Genomic DNA, 19,101 nt, shown 5'->3' with positions numbered 1-19,101 from the left:
ATCGATTTCAAGGACACCATCGCCGTAACTCGACTAACGCTCCGTCAGGAGAGCAATAGTTCTACAGTGACCACTGTTGACCCGACATGAAATGTCCGTTCAACTCCTGTTGCGGCGGCTCCTGAGATATTCCAGCACCGCCGCCTGCTCCCCGGCGAATTCGATCCTTTCGCCTTTGCTTTCACGCTGGAAGGCGTACATCGGATCGTAATATTCGTTCAGCAAACCTTCGATCCAGCCCCGGTGCAGATCCACCGCGCCGCTGCGCTCCTGCTCCTCAAGCGCCGCCTGCATCAAGGCCTTCAACCGCTGGTGCCGCTCGCCACCAAGACGCTTGTGGATGTTATCCAGGCTGCCCAGCAGACGCTCGGCAAACAGCCGGAACCCCTGTTCGGCATACACCGTGACGAACTCCGCGCAGAGCTCAACCACATAGTCACGCAGGATACGCTCGACCCGACTCTCCAGGCTGTCTTCGAGCCAGACCATGGAAAACCGTTGCATCCCCTGGTACAGCGCCAATGGCAAGGCGCAACGCCCGACCATGCGGCTTTCATCTTCCAGCACGAAGGACTCGATGCCCCGGTCCTGCTTCTTCAACAGGTCCACGGCCAGGCGATTTTCAAAGTCGATATTCGACGGCTGGCCGGTAGCGCGCTTGCCGAAGCTGGAGCCGCGATGGTTGGCGTGTCCTTCGAGGTCCAGGCTGTTTTCCAGCTGGACGATCACATCGGTCTTGCCCGTACCGGTCATGCCCCCCAACAGGACGAAGTCCGCCTGTGCCACGGCCTGCTCGACGGTCTGCATCAGAAAGCCGCGCATTGCCTTGTAGCCACCGCCCACCCGCGGAAAGTCGATCCCCGCCTCAAAGAGCCACTGCTGGACAATCTGCGAGCGCAGCCCGCCACGGAAGCAATACAGCACACCGTCGGGATGGGCGCGGGTGAAATCGGTCCAGGCCTGGAGCCGGGCCGCCTTGACCTCACCGCCCACCAGTTGGTGGCCGAGGACAATCGCGGCCTGCTGCCCGTGCTGCTTGTAGCAAGTGCCAACCCGTTGCCGCTCCAGGTCGGTCATCAGCGGCAGGTTGACCACCCCGGGAAAGGCGCCCTTGTTGAATTCGACAGGCGCCCGGGTATCCATCATCGGAGTGTCATTGAGAAACAAACTGCGGTAGTCGGTGATATCGCGGGACATCAATACACCTCTACCGCATGGCTCTGTCGCTCCACCAATTGACCGATGGGCTCGAGCGTCAGGCCCAGCTCGGCGGCCACGGCGAGGAACTCGGCCTCGCCTTCGGCGGTCACCGCCACCAACAGCCCACCGCTGGTCTGCGGGTCGCACAGCACGCGCTTGTGCAATTCACGCAGAGGCCCGACCTTGCTGGCGTAGCTGTCGTAATTGCGCAGGGTGCCGCCGGGCACGCAGCCCAGGTCCAGGTAGTATTCGACCATTGGCAGGCGCGGTACCTGCTCATAGACGATACGTGCAGTGAGGCCGCTGCCATCGGCCATTTCCACCAGATGGCCGAGCAGGCCGAAGCCGGTGACGTCGGTCATTGCGGTGACCCCAGCCAGCTTGCCGAAGCGACTGCCGGGTTTGTTCAGGGTGCACATCCAGTCCCGGGCCACACCGACGTCCTCACTGCGCAACTTGCCTTTCTTTTCCGCAGTGGTCAGTACGCCGATACCCAGGGGTTTGGTCAGGTACAGCTTGCAGTCGGCCGTCGCGGTATCGTTGCGCTTCATATGGCGCTTTTCCACCAGACCGGTCACCGCCAGGCCGAAAATCGGCTCGGGGGTGTCGATCGAGTGACCGCCGGCCAACGGAATGCCCGCCGCATCGCACACCGCTCGACCGCCGCGAATCACTTCGCGGGCGATTTCCGGGGCCAGCAGGTTCACCGGCCAGCCAAGAATGGCGATGGCCATGATCGGATCGCCGCCCATGGCATAGATATCACTGATGGCATTGGTCGCGGCAATCCGGCCGAAATCGAAGGGATCGTCGACGATCGGCATGAAAAAGTCGGTGGTGGAGACCACTCCCCGCTCTTCATCGATGGCATACACGGCGGCATCGTCACGCGAGGCATTGCCGACCCAGAGTTTCGGATCAAGATGCTGCGCGCCACTGCCGGCCAGGATGACTTCCAGCACCTGGGGCGAAATCTTGCAGCCGCAGCCGGCGCCGTGGCTGTACTGGGTCAGACGAATCGGTTCGCTCATCGGTACACCTCAATCCGTTTCAAATTCCAACGAGTTTAACAGAGCCACCGACTCAGGGCCCGGATCAGACATGGCCCAATCGTGAGCTTGCCCGGCCCGATTGGCGCTCCTGCCCGGGGATTTGCGGCTCAACATCGAGCTGCCCCACCGGCGAGCCATTGCCCGCCCCCCGGCCCCTGTATCGACCTCCAACAAAAACGGGAACCCTCCTACCATGAACAAGGCAAAACTGAGCCTCGCCTGGCAGATCGTCATCGGTCTGCTGCTGGGCATCGCCGTCGGCGCGCTCCTCAACCACTCCAGCGCGGACAAGGCCTGGTGGATCGGCACACTCCTGCAACCGGCGGGCGACCTGTTCATCCGCCTGATCAAGATGATCGTCATCCCGATCGTCGTTTCCTCGCTGATCGTCGGTATCGCCGGGGTCGGCGACGGCAAGAAACTCGGGCGTATCGGTTTCAAGACCCTGCTGTACTTCGAAATCATCACCACCGTGGCAATCATCGTCGGCCTGGTCCTGGCGAACCTGTTCCAGCCCGGCCATGGCATCGACATGAGTCTGCTGGGGACCACGGATATTTCCCAGTACGAGAAAACCACCAACGAGGTACAGGCCAACCACGCCTTTATCACCACCCTGCTGAACATGGTGCCATCGAATCTGTTCGCCGCCCTCGTACGAGGCGACATGCTGCCGATCATCTTCTTCTCGGTGATGTTCGGCCTTGGCCTGTCGAGCCTCAAGGACGAACTGCGCCTGCCCCTGGTCGGGGTGCTGGAGGGTGTCTCGCAAAGCATGTTCAAGGTCACCCACATGATCATGCGCTATGCCCCGCTCGGAGTCTTCGCGCTGATTTCGGTGACCGTGGCCAACTTCGGCTTCGCCTCGCTGTGGCCGCTGGCGCGTCTGGTGACGCTGGTGTACGCCGCCATCGCATTTTTCGGCGTGGTGGTGTTCGGGCTGGTGGCGCGGATCTGCGGCTTCTCGGTGTTCCGGCTGATGCGCATCCTCAAGGCCGAGCTGATCCTTGGTTTCTCCACCGCCAGCTCGGAAACCGTGCTGCCACGGATCATCGAGAAGATGGAAGCCTTCGGCGCGCCACGGGCGATCAGCCGTTTCGTGGTGCCGACCGGCTACTCCTTCAACCTCGACGGTTCGACCCTGTACCAGAGCATCGCGGCGGTGTTCATTGCCCAGTTGTACGGGATCGACCTGTCCCTCGGCCAGCAGATCACCCTGGTACTGACCCTGATGGTGACCTCCAAGGGCATCGCCGGGGTGCCGGGAGTGTCGTTCGTGGTGCTGCTCGCCACCTTGGGCAGCGTCGGCATTCCCCTCGAAGGCCTGGCGTTCATTGCCGGAGTCGACCGCATCATGGATATGGCCAGGACCGCGCTGAATATCGTCGGCAATGCCCTGGCGGTGGTGGTCGTGGCACGCTGGGAAGGCCTCTACGATGACGCGGCGGGCGAGCGTTACTGGCAATCGCTGTCGCAACCGCAACCGCAACCGCAACCGGACGAGCAGACGCTTGTGCCGGTGCGTTAACAGATAGACTGATACCTGATTCACCACGCCGGAGGTCACCCCATGGCGCATTTATCGCCCAAGCTCAGCGGCATGTCCCCCGACGTGTTCCGCTTCGAGACCAGCGAAAGCAGCGGCTATGCCCAGGACTGGCACGCCCACGACTGTCATATGCTGCTGTTGCCGCGCCAGGGCGGGTTGTTCCTGGCGACCGAAAGCCACACCCACGCACTCCACGTCTCGCGCCAGGCCTTCTCCCTGGTGCCGGCGGATTTCGCCCACTCGACCCAGGCGGCCCCCGGGCGGGAAAAGCATATGGCGCTCTACGTCGACTCGCAGTACATCCACCACCAGGGCCGGCTCGACGGCTACCAGGCCTTTGCCGCACAGGCTGATCGCGCGGCGGTCTGGCAAGGCAGCGAGATCCTGGACAGCATCCTGCGCCTGCATGACCAGCTCGCGACGGGATGCTCGGCCGAAGCCTTCCGGCGCCAGGTCCCGCAGCTCAACCACCTGCTGTTCGAAGAGTGCGCCCGGCTGATCGCCCGCCAGCAACCGCCGGTGCAACACAGCGACAGCCAGCGCAACGCCCTGCTGGTCCGCGATATCCAGCGCTACGTGCGTGAACACCTGCAGGACGAGCTGAATATCGACCTGATCGGCTACCAGTTCCACCTGTCGCGACGCCACCTCACCCGCCTGTTCAAGGCCTGCTGCGATGAAACCCTGGTGGACTTCACCAATCGCACCCGGGTCGAAACCGCCGCGCGACTGATCTCCAGCAGTTCCCTGTCGATCCTCGACGTCAGCCTGGCCGTGGGCATCGACTCGCCGTCCTACCTGGCGCGCCTGTTCAAGCGCTACCTGGGCCTGGTGCCCAGCGACCTACGCAAGCCGCACTGAGGCCATGGCCCAAACGTTCGCCTGCACGACCCGATCCGCCTAGAACCTGTCGCTGTCGGTTGCCAGAATCGACCTCATCCACCGTGTCGCGAGGTCAGGTATGAGTGATGTACAGGTTGTAGAAGTCTTCAAATCAAAACAGGGTGGCGGCAACCCCGCCCCCATCGCCGTCGATGCTGACGGCTTGAGCGCCGGGCAGATGACCGCCATCGCCCGCGCCTACGGACATGAAAGTGGCTTTGCCTTCACCCCGCAGGATCAGGCCAGCCACGACTACCATTTCCGCTTCTTCGTGCCCCTGCATGAAATGAGCATGTGCGGCCACGCCACCATCGGTACCGTCTGGCTGCTGCAACAACTGGGCAAGCTCAACCGCCGGCAACTGTCCATCCAGACCCAGAGCGGCACCGTGACCGCGCATATCCAGGGCAATCCGGGTGACGACGCATTCATCGAGATCTCCCAACCGACAGGCGTGGTCAGCCGAGTCGACGACGCCGAGATCCGGGCCCGGATCATCGAGGCCATCGGCCTGCAGCCGGACGACCTACTCGACCTGCCGTTCCTGAACGTCGCCACCAGCCGGGTCAAGACCCTGGTCCCGGTCAAGACCCCGGCCCTGCTGGATGCCGCACATCCCGACTCACCGCGCATCAAGGACTTGTGCGAGCAGATCGACTCCACCGGGCTCTACCTGTTCTGTCCACGTCCGGACATCCCCCGGCAGTTCGACAGCCGGCAATTCCCCAAGGCCTCGGGCTACCCCGAAGACGCCGCCACCGGCATTGCCGCCACGGCCCTGGCGTTCGGCCTGCTGGAGTACGGCATGATCGAGGCCGATGAACAGCCGATCCTGGTGCATCAGGGCCGGGCCATGGGTCGACCCTCCGATATCTACGTGCGCCTGGACCTGGACGCGGGCAGTGCGCAGCCGGTCGGTTGTTATGTCGGTGGCTACAGCGCCTTTGCCGCCGAACAGCAACCGGCGGGAGAGCAGCATGAGCGCTGAAATCCGCCAATGGCTGCCTTTCTCCGAAGTCCGACAACCGTACCAGGCATTGCTCTGGGCGATTTACCGCGAGGCGCCGCACAGCTTCGTGGTCCCGACACACTTCAAGTTGAGCGTGCGTGACGGCAACCTGCTGTGGGTATCGGGCCAGGTGCCGCGCTTCAACCATGAGATTCGCCATACCGGGATCGTCGGCCAGGATATTTCCCTGGAGCAGGCGCGGGAAGCGGCCCGACTGTGCACGGCAAACTTCCTGTCGATTGTCGCCGCCGCCTGCGATGGCGACCTGGAACGTGTCGAGCAGATCGTTCGCATCACCGGTTATGTACGGGCACCCTCGGATTTCGGCGCTCAATCCGAGGTGATCAACGCGGCCTCCGAAGTCCTGGTCCAGGTCTTCGGCGAGCGTGGCCAACATGCGCGCTCGGCCATCGGCGTGCTGTCCCTGCCAGGTGGCGCGGCGGTGGAGATAGAAGGTGTGGTTCGATTGAAGGATTAAACCGCGTTTTCCTTTACCATTCGCTTACCTCGGACGGCAAAGGGAGCATCAGGCCACATGGATCAGCACACAGCAATCACCGACTGGGTCCGGCGGGCGCCACAATCCAGCCCGCTGGAGCGTATTGAAGCGTTCTTTTCCGGCCACGGCTTCGATCCTCATCGCCACGACACCTACGCCATCGGTTGCACCTTGTCCGGCGTGCAGAGTTTCAAGTATCGCGGTAGCCAGCGGCATAGCCTGCCCGGCGGCACCCTGGTACTGCACCCGGACGAGGTTCACGATGGCCAGGCCGGGACGCGGGACGGTTTCAAGTACCGCATGGTCTATGTACAACCCTCCTTGATCCAATCGGCACTGGGCGGGCAGCCCCTGCCCTTTGTTCCCGGCGGCATCAGCCACGATCCGCGCCTGCGCCGGGCCACCGAAGCCCTGCTGCGGGGCATGGACAACGTCCTTGATCCACTGGAGGAGGAAGACGCGCTGTTCGACCTGGCCCAGACCCTGAATGCGCTCAGCGGCTCACCCCGGCAGCCGCGCAGCTTCGACTACCAGGCGGCGGAACGGGCTCGGGAGTACATTCACAGCGCCCTGGATCGCACGGTTACCCTCGATGAGCTGGCCGAACACAGCGGCCGTGATCGCTGGAATCTGTCACGGGACTTCCGAATGCTGTTCGGCACCAGCCCTTATCGCTACCTGAGCATGCGCCGCCTGGACCTCGTCCGGTCATTGCTGGTTCAGGGCCGATCACTGGCCGAGGCGGCGTTGATCGCCGGCTTTACCGACCAGAGCCATATGACCCGCCAGTTCGGCAAGACCTTCGGCCAGTCGCCGGGACGCTGGCTGAACATGCAGCAGTTGCACAATCGTACAAGCGGCCGACGCTGAAACACGGCTAGGCTGGGTCCCAAGTCATCCACCAAGAGGCCTAGCCCATGAATACCCCGCAAATCCTTTCACCTATCAATTTCGCCCAGAAACTCGCGCTGTTCGATGACCTGTGGAAGCCCCGGGTCATTGCCGAAATGAACGACTACCAGTTCAAGGTGGTAAAGATCGAAGGCGATTTCGTCTGGCACTCCCATGCCGACACCGATGAGACGTTCATCATCCTGGAAGGCGTGCTGCGCATCGACTTTCGCGACCGCCAGGTGCATCTGGCGGCGGGCGAAATGCTGGTGGTGCCCAAGGGCGTCGAACACAAGCCGTTTGCCGAGCGAGAGGTCAAGATGCTGCTGATCGAACCGCGGGGGGTGGTCAATACCGGTGATGTAGGTGGGGAAAGGACAGCCAGTAATGACGTGTGGATTTGAGGCGTCTGTCAGATAGCTTTCGCGGGCAAGCACCGCTCCCACGGTGTTTCGTCGAACCTATGTGCCGTGTACGACACATACCTTGTGGGAGCGGTGCTTGCCCGCGAAGAACGATAACGCGGTCTCTCTGCAAGACCGCGTTTCAGATCACGTCGACAACGAATAGATCAACGCCGAAATCGCCACCAACCCCACCAGCGTGACGAACACGTTGGACATCTGCCCCGAGTACTGCCGCATCGCCGGCACCCGGCGAATCGCGTACATCGGCATCAGGAACAGCAACGCCGCGATGATCGGCCCGCCGAGGGTCTCGATCATGCCGAGAATGCTCGGGTTCAAGGTTGCCACCAACCAGCACACCACCAGCATGAACGCCGCCGTCATCCGGTCCAGGGCCTTGGCACCTGGTTTGCGCCCGCTCTTGGCGATCAGCCCCTTGAGGCCCTCACTGGCCCCGATGTAGTGCCCCAGGAAGGACTTGGCAATGGCCACGAAGGCAATCAACGGCGCCGCGAAGGCGATGGTCGGGTTGCTGAAGTGGTTGGCCAGGTACGACAGGATCGACAGGTTCTGCGCCTTGGCTTCGGCCAATTGCGCCGGCGACAGGGTCAGCACGCAACTGAAGACGAAGAACAGCACCATCACCACCATCAGCAGGTGGGCCCGCGACAGGATCTGCGAACTGCGTTCCTCGGCGTGGTCACCATGGCGACGTTTCTGGTCAACCGCGAAGGCCGAGATGATCGGCGAATGGTTGAAGGAAAAGACCATCACCGGAATGGCCAGCCACAAGGTATGCAGCAAGGCCGACGGCTCGGGCAGATTGCCAGCCGTGGCGAGGATGCCGCCGTTCCAGTGCGGTACCAGGTACACCGCCAGGAACAGCAAGGCGACGATAAACGGATAGACCATCAGGCTCATGGCCTTGACGATCACCTGCTCGCCACAACGCACCACCACCAGCAGGCCGAGGATCAGCATCAGCGACAGCAGCGCCCGGGGCGGCGGCACCAGGTGCAACTGGTGTTCGAGGAAACTGCCGACGGTATTGGTCAGCGCCACGCTGTAGATCAGCAGGATCGGGAAGATCGCGAAGAAGTAGAGCAAGGTGATCAGTGCCCCGGCCTTGATGCCGAAGTGTTCTTCCACCACCTCGGTGATGTCCGTGCCCTCGCGCCCGGAGAGCACGAAACGGGTCAGGCCACGGTGGGCGTAGAAGGTCATGGGGAACGCCAGCACCGCCAGGACCAGCAACGGCCAGAAACCGCCCAGCCCCGCGTTGATCGGCAGAAACAAGGTGCCCGCGCCGACGGCCGTGCCGAACAGGCCCAGCATCCAGGTGGTGTCTTGGCGGCTCCAGCTGCTCAGTGCAGCGGGTGCCGATTCATAGCGTTCGTCGACGCTGTTGGCCTGGTCATTCATCCGGTCGAATCTCCGTTAGCCGGTCATTACCGCGCGACCGGGACGGATAAAAACAGGTTACTGGCAGCGCCCCGGCCAATAAGAGGGGCGCGATTGTCCGGGATTAAGCTTGAGAAGCAAAGGGTTAGCTGAGTAACGGTCGATTGCGCCGGCAGTTTTATCCGCCATCGCCTGCGGAGTATTGATACACTGTAACAAGAACCCCCAGCCTCTCGACCAGTGCCTTGCCATGACCTCCGTGCAATGTCGTGCCTGCTTTACCGCCCTTCTTCTGCTCCTGGGCAGCTCGTCGGCCCCAGCTGACGACCTGATCATCACCTGGCCCGGAGACTGGGAGGTGCAGACCCTGCCCCCGGCCCAGAATGCCGCGGGCGAAGTGATCAGCGGCCTGCGCCAGCGCGCGGTGAAGAACGATGCCAATGGCGACCCGCTGATGGTCATGGAGTTGACCGAGTCGGGGCTCAATCCCGACCATGCAGTCAACCTCCCGGGGGTGTTGCTGGAAATGCGCAAGGCGGTGCAGAAGAACTTTGTCGAGCGCGGTTTCATGAGTGTCTGCAACCGCATTCACGACAGCACGCTGGGGGGGATGGCGGCGGTGGAAACCACCTGCACCATCACCCAGAACGGCGGCCATGTGATGACCCAGACCCTGGTGGCCGCGGCCCGCGACGGCAAGGCCTATTCCTTGCTCTATGCCGGTTCGGCGGACGGTTACAAGAGCGTCGAGCCGGTGGTCAACGGCATCCGGGCGAGCCTGCACCTGCAGCCCTGACGTGGCCCCTGTGGGAGCCGGCTCGCCGGCAAGGGCGGCCGCCCCATCACCGCGGGAGCACAGGCCCCTACCCGGCCAGGAATCCCCGGGCCATGCCGCTGGCGGCAATTACGATCAGCATGATCAACAGCGCTTCGATATGGCTGATCCGGGCGAATAGCCGGGCGCGGCCGATCTCGATGGCCGAGCCCTTCTTCTGCGCAATACGCCATTTGATCAGGCTGATCATCGGTGCCAGCTCCAGCAGCAGGATAATCACGAACAAGGTCAACTTGAGGTGGAACAGCGGCTGGTGCAGGTAGTAATCCGTGCCCTTCTCGAAACCGCCGAAAGCCCGCAGGCCACCGGTGATCAGCAGGATCCCGGCGCTGATGCCCCAGAGGTTGTCCCAGACAAACACCTGCCGCAGCTCCGCCGGGCTGGTGCCGCTGAGGCGACGCAAGGCCCCGCCGCGACCGAAGACCGCCGCCAGGGCGATACCGAACGCCAGAAGATGGAGTGCAGCCAGGGACCAGTGAGCGAACATCGGATCGTCTCCTTGAATGAGCAAGACAGTTGTAGCTCAAGCCGCCGATGTTTGCGCAGGTTCCTGGCTCACCTCAAGGCAGCAGGATCACCTTGTCACTGCCGCCCTGATTGACCTCGGCATAACGCGCCAGGCCCTCGGACAGTGGCGACTCCAACAACCCTGTCGGCAGTTCCAGCAAGCCCTCGTCAAAGAAGCGCCCGAACTGATCGAGCATCCGCGCGCAGGCCTCGGTGCCGTAGAGCAGCGAGTTGATCCCGACCACCGAACCGCCCTTGCGATACAAGGCCAGGGCCGGCAACTGCACATGACCGTCCACCGGCGCGGCGATGATCGCGATCCGGCCGAAAGGCGCCAGGGCCGTCACCGCCGCTGGCAGCCAGAAGCCGGTGGTGTCGAAGATCACATCGGCGCCACCCGGGAATACACTATTGACCGATGCCGCCAGGTCTTCCGGCTTGTCCAGTTGAATGGCCTCAAAACCCTTGTCCCGCAGCGTCTTGACCTGCTCCGCGCGCCGCACCGCCCCCAACACCCGTGCCCCGCGAATCTTCGCCAGGGCCAGCGCGGCGCTGCCGACGGCGCCATTGGCACCGATCACCAGCAAGCGTGTATCGGCCGTCACCAGGCTGCGCTCCAGAGCGTCCCAGGCGGTGGTGAACGGCACGCCGAGGCTGGCGGCCTGGGCGAAGCTCAGATGCGCCGGCTTGATCGCCACACCGCTGGCGGGCAGGGTCAGGTATTGGGCATGGGAACCGTCGCCGGTAAAGCCCAGCTCCTTGCCGGTGCCCCAGACTTCCTGGCCCAGCAACGCTTGCGGCCCTTCGATCACTACGCCGGCGAAGTCCCGCCCGGGAATCCGTGGCAGCGTGGTGTAGGCGAAACGACCGAGCACGTTTTTCACGTCGCTGGGATTCAGGCCGGCCGCCATGATCTGCACCAGGACTTCTCCGGCAGCAGGTACCGGGGTGGGCACGTCGACCAGTTGCAGGGCCGAGAGATCGCCGGTTTTCGCAAATTGCAGGGCTTTCATAAAATACGCATCCGATCAGAGAAAAACGTGGGGATTCAGGACAGCCAGCCGGCGACCAACTGCTTGCCCAGGGGCCAGGCCTTTTCCCCCAGTTGCATGCCCAAAAGGCCAACCAGGGCCACGGCGGGCGGTGCCGGGGAGCGGAAGTCGAGGCCGCCGTAAAGCAGGCCGACGGCGATGCCGATTGCGAGAGAGATAAGGTAGCTCATGATGAACTCCGGGCTCGATGAGAGAATGCCCAGAGTCTATGACCGGCAAAGCGGGGGCGTCGGTCAAAGGCTTCTGTATTTCGGCCAAGGCGCTCGCTCCCACAGCGGCAGACCGTACGCGTTATTGTTGGAGGGTGGCCGCTAGCTCGCCGGATAGTGGGACGGCGCCACGCCCAGGGCACGCCGGAACATGTCGCTGAAACTACTCGGCGAGTAGCCCAGCTCCCGGGCGATACGGCTGACCGGCACGCCCTGGATCAGCTCCGCGACGGCGGTCGCCAATTGCACCTGGCGCCGCCACTCGGCGAAGCCCATGCCCAACTCGCCCTGGAACAAGCGCGCCAGGGTCCGCACGCTGGCTCCGGCCGATTGCGCGTGCTGCTCGAAAGAAATCTCCAGGGACGGTGCACTCATGACCGCCTGGCACAGGTTCATCAACCGACGATCACTCTCCGAAGGCAGGGGAATCTTCAGAAATGCCCGCCGCGCCCGCTTGAGCTCCAGCAGGGCCAGGTTGACCAGCGCTTCGTAATAGTCGCCCCGGGGATCCTCGGCCTGCTCCACCAGATGCACGATCAACTCGCGCAGCAGGCCGCCGACCTCGATCACCTGGACGCTGTCTTCGAGGGTTTCGGCCAACGCCGGGCGCAGGTAGATATTGCGCATCTGCAGGTCCGAGACCACCCGGATCCCATGGGGGACACCGGGCGGCAGCCATACCGCGCGCTGCGGCGGGACCGCCAGGGCCTCGTGGGGCGTCTCGACCCACATCACCCCCGACATCGCGTAGAGCAACTGGCCCCAGACGTGCGCGTGGGGCTCGATGAACAATCCCCGCGGGTAAGTCCGGGCCAAAGGTTGTAGCGGCCTGTCGGTGTCGCTCAGGTCCGGCGGCGCTGCCAGGGCCATGGCTCAGCCAGCAACCGGCGTGCGCATGGTGACGAACTCTTCGGCCGCCGTCGGGTGCACGCCGATGGTTTCGTCGAAATGCTGCTTGGTCGCGCCGGCTTTCAAGGCAATGGCCAGCCCCTGAACGATTTCCCCGGCCTCCGGCCCGACCATATGGCAACCCAGCACCTTGTCGGTCTTGGCGTCCACCACCAGTTTCATCAGGGTCCGCTCCTGACACTCGGTCAGGGTCAGCTTCATCGGCCGAAAGCGGCTTTCGAAGATCTGCACCTCATGGCCCTGCTCCCGTGCCTGCTCTTCGCTCAGGCCGACGGTTCCGATATTCGGCAGGCTGAACACCGCCGTCGGAATCATCGCGTAATCCACCGGACGATACTGCTCGGGCTTGAACAGGCGACGGGCCACCGCCATGCCTTCGGCCAGGGCCACTGGGGTCAGTTGCACACGCCCGATGACATCGCCCAGGGCGAGGATCGACGGTTCGCTGGTCTGGTATTGCTCGTCGACCTGGATAAAGCCGTGTTTGTCCAGCTTCACCCCGGTGTTTTCCAAGCCCAGGTTGTCCAGCATCGGCCGCCGGCCGGTGGCGTAGAAGATGCAATCGGCCTCCAACTCGCGACCATCCTTGAGGGTGGCCTTGAGGCTGCCGTCAGCCTGCTTGTCGATCCGCTCGATATCGGCGTTGAAGTTCAGGCCCAATCCGCGCTTGGTCAGCTCTTCCTTCAGATGACGGCGCACCGAACCGTCGAAACCACGCAGGAACAGGTCGCCACGATAGAGCAGCTGGGTATCGGCGCCCAGGCCGTGGAAAATTCCGGCGAACTCAACGGCAATGTAGCCACCGCCGACCACCAGGATGCGCTTGGGCAGTTCCTTGAGGAAGAAGGCCTCATTGGAACTGATGGCGTGCTCATGGCCCGGAATGTCGGGAATCTGCGGCCAGCCGCCGGTGGCGATGAGGATATGCCTGGCGCTGTAGCGTTGGCCGTTGACTTCGACCTGATGCGGGTCGACCAGCTTGCCGTGACCTTCGAGCAGGGTCACACCGCTGTTGACCAGCAAGCTGCGGTAGATGCCATTGAGGCGGTGAATTTCCTTGTCCTTGTTGGCGATCAGGGTGGCCCAGTCAAAGTCCGCCTCCCCCAGCGACCAGCCAAAGCCCTGGGCCTGCTCGAAGTCCTCGGCGAAATGCGCGCCGTACACCAGGAGCTTTTTCGGCACGCAGCCGACGTTGACGCAGGTCCCGCCCAGGTAGCGGCTTTCGACCACCGCCACCTTGGCACCAAACCCGGCGGCAAACCGCGCCGCACGCACACCGCCGGAACCGGCGCCAATCACAAACAGGTCAAAATCGTAGGCCATTTCAATCTCCTCGGCAGGCGCACAGCATACCCGCTGTAGCCTTCAGGGTCAGCGTCAGGCATACATGAGGGCGCACCAACGAAAAAGCCACCCGGGTGGGTGGCTTTCTTTACTACGAAACGCTTTTTTACAAAAGCAGGCCTATCAGTAAGCCTTGCCAGTTTTGTAGAAGTGCTCAAAGCAGAAGTTGGTGGCTTCGATGTAACCTTCGGCACCACCGCAGTCGAAACGCTTGCCTTTGAACTTATAGGCAATCACGCAACCGTCCTGGGCCTGTTTCATCAGGGCGTCGGTGATCTGGATCTCGCCACCCTTGCCTGGCTCGGTCTGCTCGATCAGGGCGAAGATGTCCGGGGTCAGGATGTAACGACCGATGATCGCCAGGTTCGACGGTGCATCTTCCGGCTTCGGCTTCTCGACCATGTTGCGTACGCGGTACAGGTCGTCGCCGATCAGGTCGCCGGCAATCACGCCGTACTTGTTGGTTTCCTGCGGATCGACTTCCTGGATTGCAACGATGGTGCAGCGATACTGCTTGTACAGCTTGACCATCTGGGTCAGGACGCCGTCGCCTTCGAGGTTGACGCACAGGTCGTCCGCCAGTACCACGGCGAAGGGTTCGTCACCGATCAATGGCCGACCGGTCAGGATCGCGTGACCCAGGCCTTTCATTTCGGTCTGACGGGTGTAGGAGAACGAGCACTCGTCCAGCAGCTTGCGGATACCGACCAGGTACTTTTCCTTGTCGGTGCCCTTGATCTGGTTTTCCAACTCGTAGCTGATGTCGAAGTGGTCTTCCAGTGCGCGTTTGCCGCGACCGGTCACAATCGAGATCTCGGTAAGGCCGGCATCCAGCGCTTCCTCGACGCCGTACTGGATCAGTGGCTTGTTCACCACCGGCAGCATTTCCTTGGGCATGGCTTTAGTCGCTGGGAGGAAGCGAGTACCGTAACCGGCTGCTGGGAACAAGCATTTCTTGATCATATAAGTCCTTGAAAGGGCGGTGTGTACAAGTTTCGGCGCAGTCTAATCAGGCAGCGGTCACCTTACAATGCCCTACTGATAGCAGACTGACGTCAATCTAGAGAAACCTGACGGCAGATAGTTCCGGGTTTGTGTCAAATTTTGCTACATCCGGCGCTTACCGGCCCGGTCAAGCCTCCACCTTTACGCTTCGGCCATCAACTCTAGCCGCTATTGACGGTTTGTGCCTTGATCTGAGCTATCATCAGCACCTTTCATCAGCCCATGAGACAGATCGATGTCGGCAGCAAAGAACGTGAACGGTTACCTGATCAATCAAGCAAAAGATGGCCAATGGTGGCTGACCGGTGTCGATGGCGAAGCGGTTGCCGGTCCGTTCCCCAGCGAAGCCCTGGCCATTGAAGTGGCCTCGGTGTTCGAAGACACCCCTGCCCCCGCCGCCCGGCGCCGTGGCAACAAGGATTGAAGCCGGCATGAACAAATTCCTGGCATTGACCGCTCTACTGACCCTTGGCGGCTGCGCCACGGCGTCCAAAACCTATCTGAACAACGGCCAGCAGGGCCTGGCCATCGACTGTTCGGGCGAAGCGATGTCCTGGGCCAAGTGCTACGAGAAGGCCGACGCCTCCTGTGCCGGTACCGGCTACACCATCGTCGGCACCGATGGCACCCCGTCGCCCAAGGAAAGCGACAAGACCCTGGGCGTCGATGTGGGCAACTTCAAAAGCCGCACGGTGACCGTGGTGTGCAAATAGCCAGAGGCCAGGTGTTCAGCCTGAAATACAGTGTTCCGCGGCATTGAGCACCGCCTTGGAGCGCAAGGGAAAATTCGACATACTCTCGAAGACCTTGATGCTGCTGCCGCTGGAGCGCTCTTCGATAAACAGCACCGCCGACGGGCTGGTGGAGAAGCGGTCACGCACGATCACCTTGACCCCGTCCTTGTGATAAGGCTCGATCAACGAAGGTCCACGATCCTTGGCCAGCCGCGTATCGAAGCACTGGGCATAAGCCATGGGCTTCTTGCCGGAGATCACGGCCATTGTCGGCGGTGACTGCTCGATGTCCGATACGCTTGCGCACCCGCTCATGGCCAGAGCGACCAATGCCCACACACCCCACTTCATAAGCAAATCTCCGATAAAGACGGTAGGACAGCGCCCAAGCGATTTTTCTCCCACACCCTAGGATTTAATCCAACTTTTATGGCGACAAGCCTACACAATCCGTCAGACTGGTGCCCCTGTCGGTCGAATAATTCCGCTGACGCGCTAAAAACACCCTGCGCCACATGCTATCTTTTTGATTTTGTAGAAAAAGCCTTCTGGAGACGCCCTTGAAATTCATCCACCAGCGCGAGCACCTCAACGAAGACGACATCGTCGTGATCGAATGCTCCCAGACGTGCAACATCCGCCTGATGAACGACGCCAACTTTCGCAGCTTCAAGAATGGCGGGCGGCATACCTATCACGGCGGCGCCTTTGATACCTTTCCGGCGAAGATCACCATCCCGAGCACCGGTTTCTGGAACATCACCATTGATACCGTGGTGACCAAGCGCGCCATCAGCGTCACCCGCAAGCCGAACCTGACGCACTCGATTCGCATCATCCGTCGCTCCAGCTCGAAACTGCGCTGAATCGCGCCACCGCCGTCCATCTTCTGTTACTGGAATCGCCGTGAACACCACACCCACCACCAAGTACGTCATCAAATACAAGCTCAACGGTGAGCGTCGCTTCGAATTCGCCCAACTGGAAAACGGCAGCGACGAGCAAGCACTGGCTGCGCTGAAAGCCATTCATGGCGAAAGTGACGATGTCATCAGCGATGTGAAAGCGAGCAAGGCGCTGTAAGACCTCGCCCCCACTACCGGCCATGACCCTCGATCTGTTTGCCGACGCCGACCTGCAGCAACCCGAACGCTTCGAAACCATCGGAGCACAATCCTGCGTGCTGCGCGGCTTTGCGCTGCCCTGGGTCGGGCGCCTGTTGCCGGCCCTGGCCGAAGTACTGGTACAGGCACCGTTTCGGCAGATGATTACCCCGGGAGGTTTCACCATGTCCGCCAGCCTGAGCAGTTGTGGCGAACTGGGCTGGACCACCGATCGCAACGGCTACCGCTACACCCGCGTCGACCCGCAAAGCGGACGGCCCTGGCCGGAAATGCCCGCAGTGTTCCGGCAACTGGCGGCGCAGGCGGCTCAGGCGGCTGGCTTTACCCAGTTCAGCCCCGATGCCTGCCTGATCAATCGCTACCTGCCGGGGGCGAAGATGTCCTTGCACCAGGACCGCAACGAACGCGATTTCAGTGCGCCCGTGGTCTCGGTCTCCCTGGGCCTGCCGGCGATTTTCCTGTTTGGTGGCCACGAACGCAGCGACAAGACCCAGCGCATCCCATTGTTTCACGGTGATATCGTGGTGTGGGGCGGCGTCGACCGACTGCGTTTCCACGGCGTGTTGCCGATCAAGGACGGCCAGCACCCACAGTTGGGGGCCGAGCGCCTGAACTTCACCCTGCGCAGCGCCGGTTAACCGACTGTGCCTTGGCGGTTGACGTCCACCGCCAAGCGTCACTTCAATCGACGATACCGATATACACCGCCACGCTGTCAGGCCCGGTATAGGCTTCGAAATCCGTGGCAAAGCGGCGCTGTCCGGGATGCTGCTCGAAGTAGGACCAGATTCGGCCCCAGGTGTCGATCACGGTTTTCGGCATGGTGCCACGTCCCTCGAAGACCAGGTAGGGCCCTGCCTGCACCTGCAGAGTCTCATAACCGGGTGCGGGCGCGCTGACCGCCACTGCGGCCGTCACATCGAAATAGCCGCTGGCATCGGATTCGTAACCGGAGTAGACGCCGTACACCAGCGAGTCCGGCTGCCGGGTACTGATGCGCCCGGCCAGCCCGTCAGAGAAAAAACCGCCCCACAGCCCGCCGATTCTTGCCGTCTGCGCTTGCTGTTCATCCTGATTGCGGGTACGGACCTGCAGGCCGGACACCTGGAAAGCCGCCACTTCCACGCGTTTCACATCCATCTGAATGGTGCTCCTGAGAGGGTGTTTTGAAGTGCGACAACTTTAGGTGGGTTCTGCGGCGACGTCACTGGGGAGCTCTTTTTTTGCGTGTTCAAATAAGACAGCGACTGGCCTTGCAGACCTTATTCCTGATACAAACCAGCCCTGTTCTCGTCGTTATCCTTTTATCTGCCCCGGAGAAAAGTCGCCATGAGCACCTGGCCTGACACCCGCATTCTTGACCTGTTCGGCATCGAACTCCCGATCATCCAGGGCCCGCTGGCCGGAGCGACCACCTGCGCCATGATGATCGGCGTCGCGCGGGCCGGCGGCCTCGCGTCTTTGCCCTGCGCGATGCTGACCCCGGAGCAGATTCGCCAGGAAGTGCAGCTCTTTCGCAGCTCGACCCAGGCGCCGTTGAACATCAACTTCTTCTGCCACCAGCCGCCGGCGGCGGACCCGGAGCGGGAAAAACGCTGGAAGGAACGCCTGGCGCCCTACTACCGTGAACTGGGCGTGGATTTCAATGCACCGACGCCCGTGTCCAGTCGTGCGCCCTTCGATGAAACCAGCTGCCAGCTGGTGGAAGAACTGCGTCCGGAGATCGTCAGTTTCCACTTTGGCCTGCCGCCCGAGCCCCTGCTCAACCGGGTGAAAGCCACCGGCGCGACGATTGTCGGCTGCGCGACCACCGTAGATGAGGCGCGCTGGCTGGAAGAGCGTGGCTGTCACGCGATCATCGCCATGGGCAACGAAGCCGGCGGCCATCGCGGCATCTTCCTGAGCAAAGACCTCAATACCCAGGTCGGCACCATCGCCCTGGTGCCTCAGATCGCCGACGCGGTGGATGTGCCGGTGATTGCCGCCGGCGGTATCGGCGACGGTCGCGGCATTGCGGCGGCCTTTATGCTCGGGGCCTCGGCGGTACAACTGGGGACCGCTTACCTCTTCACCCCGGAGGCCAAGGTCTCGGCGTCCCATCATCAGGCACTGCGTACGGCGAAGGAAAGCGAGACGGCCCTGACCAACCTGTTCACCGGCCGGCCGGCACGGGGCATCATGAACCGGGTGATGCGTGAGCTGGGGCCGATCAGCGACATGGCCCCGGCGTTTCCCCTGGCCGGCGGTGCGCTGCTGCCGCTGCGGGCCAAGGGCGAGGCGGACTTCAGCAACCTGTGGTCGGGCCAGGCGTTGCGATTGAGTGTGGAGTTGCCGGCCGAGGCATTGACCCGGCAGCTGGCGGAACAGGCCCAGGCGATCCTGAAAGGACGCTGATCCTCTTGCAGGAGCCGGCTTGCCGGCGATGAGGCCCTTGAGTGCTGCGGCGAGCATTCGGACGCCATCGCCGGCAAGCCGGCTCCCACAAGGGATGT

Annotated in this window: 24 protein-coding genes; 13 read left to right on the top strand and 11 right to left on the bottom strand. The window is 62.4% G+C overall.

The genetic code is table 11. From position 1 onward, the window contains the following. Positions 1-99: 99 nt before the first annotated feature. The gene (gene mnmH / locus M5B99_RS16585) at positions 100-1,197 is read right to left on the bottom strand and encodes a tRNA 2-selenouridine(34) synthase MnmH (protein WP_248805054.1); all 1,098 of its coding nucleotides are present in this window, start codon (positions 1,195-1,197) and stop codon (positions 100-102) included. After that, positions 1,197-2,231, bottom strand: a complete 1,035-nt coding sequence (gene selD, locus M5B99_RS16580) for a selenide, water dikinase SelD (protein WP_248805053.1) — start codon at positions 2,229-2,231, stop codon at positions 1,197-1,199. Before selD ends, mnmH begins: the two co-directional genes overlap by 1 nt. Before the next feature lie 214 nt (positions 2,232-2,445). Here selD and gltP point away from each other — a divergent pair, with 214 nt between their 5' ends. The 6 genes from gltP (at position 2,446) to M5B99_RS16550 (ending at position 7,486) form a co-directional block, all read left to right on the top strand. After that, complete coding sequence (gltP, locus tag M5B99_RS16575; protein WP_248805052.1) at positions 2,446-3,780, top strand: glutamate/aspartate:proton symporter GltP; 1,335 nt, start codon at positions 2,446-2,448, stop codon at positions 3,778-3,780. Between the two features lie 42 nt (positions 3,781-3,822). Beyond that, positions 3,823-4,662 carry a helix-turn-helix domain-containing protein gene (locus M5B99_RS16570; protein WP_248805051.1) on the top strand — a complete coding sequence of 280 codons (840 nt, stop codon included), beginning with the start codon at positions 3,823-3,825 and terminating at the stop codon, positions 4,660-4,662. 100 nt (positions 4,663-4,762) lie between these two features. Beyond that, positions 4,763-5,671: a PhzF family phenazine biosynthesis protein gene (locus M5B99_RS16565; protein WP_248805050.1), complete on the top strand. Its 909-nt coding sequence runs from the start codon at positions 4,763-4,765 to the stop codon at positions 5,669-5,671. Next, positions 5,661-6,170 (top strand): RidA family protein, encoded by a 510-nt coding sequence (locus M5B99_RS16560; RefSeq protein WP_248805049.1) that lies wholly within the window; start codon positions 5,661-5,663, stop codon positions 6,168-6,170. The genes M5B99_RS16565 and M5B99_RS16560 overlap by 11 nt, the downstream gene beginning before the upstream one ends. 57 nt (positions 6,171-6,227) lie before the next feature. Next, the gene (locus M5B99_RS16555) at positions 6,228-7,061 is read left to right on the top strand and encodes an AraC family transcriptional regulator (protein WP_248805048.1); all 834 of its coding nucleotides are present in this window, start codon (positions 6,228-6,230) and stop codon (positions 7,059-7,061) included. 47 nt (positions 7,062-7,108) lie between these two features. After that, positions 7,109-7,486: a cupin domain-containing protein gene (locus tag M5B99_RS16550; protein WP_248805047.1), complete on the top strand. Its 378-nt coding sequence runs from the start codon at positions 7,109-7,111 to the stop codon at positions 7,484-7,486. A 147-nt stretch (positions 7,487-7,633) separates the two neighbouring features. Here the strand turns inward: M5B99_RS16550 and M5B99_RS16545 are convergent, their stop codons facing one another. Then, positions 7,634-8,911, bottom strand: a complete 1,278-nt coding sequence (locus M5B99_RS16545; RefSeq protein ID WP_248805046.1) for a serine/threonine transporter — start codon at positions 8,909-8,911, stop codon at positions 7,634-7,636. 229 nt (positions 8,912-9,140) lie between these two features. Between M5B99_RS16545 and M5B99_RS16540 the strand changes: the two genes are divergently transcribed. Beyond that, positions 9,141-9,686, top strand: a complete 546-nt coding sequence (locus tag M5B99_RS16540) for a DUF4946 domain-containing protein (RefSeq protein ID WP_248805045.1) — start codon at positions 9,141-9,143, stop codon at positions 9,684-9,686. Positions 9,687-9,753: 67 nt separating this feature from the next. On the opposite strand, the gene M5B99_RS16535 is transcribed toward M5B99_RS16540, so the two are convergent. From M5B99_RS16535 to galU, 6 genes are all read right to left on the bottom strand, one after another. After that, complete coding sequence (locus M5B99_RS16535; protein ID WP_248805044.1) at positions 9,754-10,212, bottom strand: DUF2214 family protein; 459 nt, start codon at positions 10,210-10,212, stop codon at positions 9,754-9,756. A gap of 73 nt (positions 10,213-10,285) precedes the next feature. Beyond that, positions 10,286-11,245, bottom strand: coding sequence for a quinone oxidoreductase family protein (locus M5B99_RS16530; protein ID WP_248805043.1), 960 nt, complete (start codon positions 11,243-11,245; stop codon positions 10,286-10,288). Positions 11,246-11,280: 35 nt separating this feature from the next. After that, positions 11,281-11,454, bottom strand: a complete 174-nt coding sequence (locus tag M5B99_RS16525) for a DUF1427 family protein (protein WP_084615061.1) — start codon at positions 11,452-11,454, stop codon at positions 11,281-11,283. Between the two features lie 141 nt (positions 11,455-11,595). Then, complete coding sequence (locus M5B99_RS16520; protein ID WP_248805042.1) at positions 11,596-12,363, bottom strand: AraC family transcriptional regulator; 768 nt, start codon at positions 12,361-12,363, stop codon at positions 11,596-11,598. 3 nt (positions 12,364-12,366) lie between these two features. Beyond that, positions 12,367-13,725, bottom strand: a complete 1,359-nt coding sequence (gene gorA, locus M5B99_RS16515; RefSeq protein ID WP_248805041.1) for a glutathione-disulfide reductase — start codon at positions 13,723-13,725, stop codon at positions 12,367-12,369. Between the two features lie 144 nt (positions 13,726-13,869). Beyond that, complete coding sequence (gene galU / locus M5B99_RS16510; RefSeq protein WP_100943795.1) at positions 13,870-14,709, bottom strand: UTP--glucose-1-phosphate uridylyltransferase GalU; 840 nt, start codon at positions 14,707-14,709, stop codon at positions 13,870-13,872. Between the two features lie 277 nt (positions 14,710-14,986). On the opposite strand from galU, the gene M5B99_RS16505 reads away from it, so the two are divergent. Both M5B99_RS16505 and M5B99_RS16500 read left to right on the top strand, forming a co-directional pair. Continuing rightward, on the top strand, positions 14,987-15,175 hold the full coding sequence (locus M5B99_RS16505) for a hypothetical protein (RefSeq protein WP_248805040.1): 189 nt from the start codon (positions 14,987-14,989) through the stop codon (positions 15,173-15,175). 7 nt (positions 15,176-15,182) lie between these two features. Beyond that, positions 15,183-15,464: a hypothetical protein gene (locus M5B99_RS16500; protein ID WP_248805039.1), complete on the top strand. Its 282-nt coding sequence runs from the start codon at positions 15,183-15,185 to the stop codon at positions 15,462-15,464. 15 nt (positions 15,465-15,479) lie between these two features. Here M5B99_RS16500 and M5B99_RS16495 read toward each other — a convergent pair whose 3' ends face one another. Then, entirely contained in the window at positions 15,480-15,836 is a 357-nt protein-coding gene (locus M5B99_RS16495) for a hypothetical protein (protein ID WP_248805038.1), read from the bottom strand. A gap of 209 nt (positions 15,837-16,045) precedes the next feature. Between M5B99_RS16495 and M5B99_RS16490 the strand changes: the two genes are divergently transcribed. Genes M5B99_RS16490 through alkB form a run of 3 tightly spaced genes read left to right on the top strand, consistent with a single transcriptional unit; the run spans position 16,046 to position 17,247 of the window. Further along, a complete protein-coding gene (locus M5B99_RS16490; RefSeq protein WP_100943791.1) occupies positions 16,046-16,351 on the top strand; it encodes a DUF1883 domain-containing protein in 306 nt (101 codons plus the stop codon). A 40-nt stretch (positions 16,352-16,391) separates the two neighbouring features. Then, the gene (locus M5B99_RS16485; protein WP_177098710.1) at positions 16,392-16,568 is read left to right on the top strand and encodes a hypothetical protein; all 177 of its coding nucleotides are present in this window, start codon (positions 16,392-16,394) and stop codon (positions 16,566-16,568) included. A 22-nt stretch (positions 16,569-16,590) separates the two neighbouring features. Further along, positions 16,591-17,247 (top strand): DNA oxidative demethylase AlkB, encoded by a 657-nt coding sequence (gene alkB, locus M5B99_RS16480; RefSeq protein ID WP_248805037.1) that lies wholly within the window; start codon positions 16,591-16,593, stop codon positions 17,245-17,247. A gap of 43 nt (positions 17,248-17,290) precedes the next feature. On the opposite strand, the gene M5B99_RS16475 is transcribed toward alkB, so the two are convergent. Next, positions 17,291-17,749 (bottom strand): GyrI-like domain-containing protein, encoded by a 459-nt coding sequence (locus tag M5B99_RS16475; RefSeq protein WP_248805036.1) that lies wholly within the window; start codon positions 17,747-17,749, stop codon positions 17,291-17,293. A 189-nt stretch (positions 17,750-17,938) separates the two neighbouring features. Here M5B99_RS16475 and M5B99_RS16470 point away from each other — a divergent pair, with 189 nt between their 5' ends. After that, on the top strand, positions 17,939-19,003 hold the full coding sequence (locus M5B99_RS16470; protein WP_248805035.1) for an NAD(P)H-dependent flavin oxidoreductase: 1,065 nt from the start codon (positions 17,939-17,941) through the stop codon (positions 19,001-19,003). The last annotated feature ends 98 nt before the right edge of the window (positions 19,004-19,101 follow it).

It is taken from the genome of Pseudomonas sp. MWU13-2100 (assembly GCF_023242365.1).
In the GTDB taxonomy this organism is placed as follows: domain Bacteria; phylum Pseudomonadota; class Gammaproteobacteria; order Pseudomonadales; family Pseudomonadaceae; genus Aquipseudomonas.
This window is presented reverse-complemented; position numbering and strand designations above follow the sequence as displayed.